Origin of the sequence: Novosphingobium sp. MBES04 (assembly GCF_000813185.1) — a bacterium.
GTDB classification, from domain to species: Bacteria; Pseudomonadota; Alphaproteobacteria; order Sphingomonadales; family Sphingomonadaceae; genus Novosphingobium; species Novosphingobium decolorationis.
This window is the reverse complement of sequence record NZ_DF850489.1, coordinates 1,261,109-1,262,148: the sequence shown is the minus strand read 5'-3', so window position 1 is coordinate 1,262,148 and position 1,040 is coordinate 1,261,109. Positions and strand designations below refer to the sequence as shown.

The 1,040-nt window shown below is 59.0% G+C and carries 2 pseudogenes; both read left to right on the top strand.

Going from position 1 to position 1,040, the window contains the following annotated elements:
* A pseudogene (locus MBENS4_RS19380) lies at nt 1-545 on the top strand (hypothetical protein); the annotation flags it as partial.
* 11 nt (nt 546-556) lie between these two features.
* A pseudogene (locus tag MBENS4_RS25945) lies at nt 557-1,040 on the top strand (hypothetical protein); the annotation flags it as partial.

Sequence of the window (1,040 nt, the reverse complement as noted above, 5' to 3'; positions counted from 1 at the left end):
TCGCGCAGGCCAATCAGGCCAACACCCGTCTGGCCTCTATTGCGAACGACGATGTGCTCGACCGCACCGAGAAGTATGACCTCGTAACCGAATATAACCGCATTCTCGACGAGGCCGGTGAGATCGATGCGAAGGCCGAGTATTTCCAGATCACGACCGAGCGGGATTCCTACAATAGTGCCGTGGCGGCGCTGGTCAGCTATCTGACCGGGCTATCTCCGGCCTACAACAACACGGCGACCGAGACGCCGATCAACGGCGGCGAGTTCCGTGCTAAGTTTGCGGCTGTCTACTCGACCCGGCAAACATTGTTGAACAAGCTCGTCGAGGAGGCGGGGAAGACGGCCAATTGGTCGAGTATCGATGGCTCCGGGAAGCCCGAGGACGGCGCGACAGTCGGGGCACCCTCCGGGACGGTGGTCGGCTCGAAGACTGCCGATGATGTCATCGCTGTGATCACCGACGCGACGGGACAGTTCATTGCGGCGACCTATCTGCGCGACAATCTCAATCTGAACACCGAGCGATTGCCGCGCTGGCACTGAGCCAAGATGATTTGAAGACGGTCGTCGATGCTCGAACCCTGATCCTTGGTCAGCCGGTTTCCACCGCCCTGACTGAGTACCGTAACGAGCAGATCGCGGAGAACGATGTCGTCAACACCTTCATGACGCTCATGGGGGCGAAGAACGCGGCTGGGACGGCATGGCTCTTGGACGGCTCGTCCGTGCAATTGGAAGCGGGCAAGAGCCTTTCGCAGACCATCAATGAGATCGGCGCGAAGGCGGCGGACAACTCGGCATCGATCACCAACTTGAACGAAGTCCTTGTCAGCGCGGATGGGGCGAGCGCGAAGTCGGTCCTGCAAATCGATGTGAACGGCCATGTCACCGGGGTGATCAACACCAACAACGGGATGGTGGGGCAGTTCACCGTCGTGACTGATGTCTTCCGACTGATCGATCCAAATTCTGGCGCGGTGTCATTCACGCCGTTCAGCTACGCCGACAACAAATTCAAGCTGACGAATGTCGAGGTTG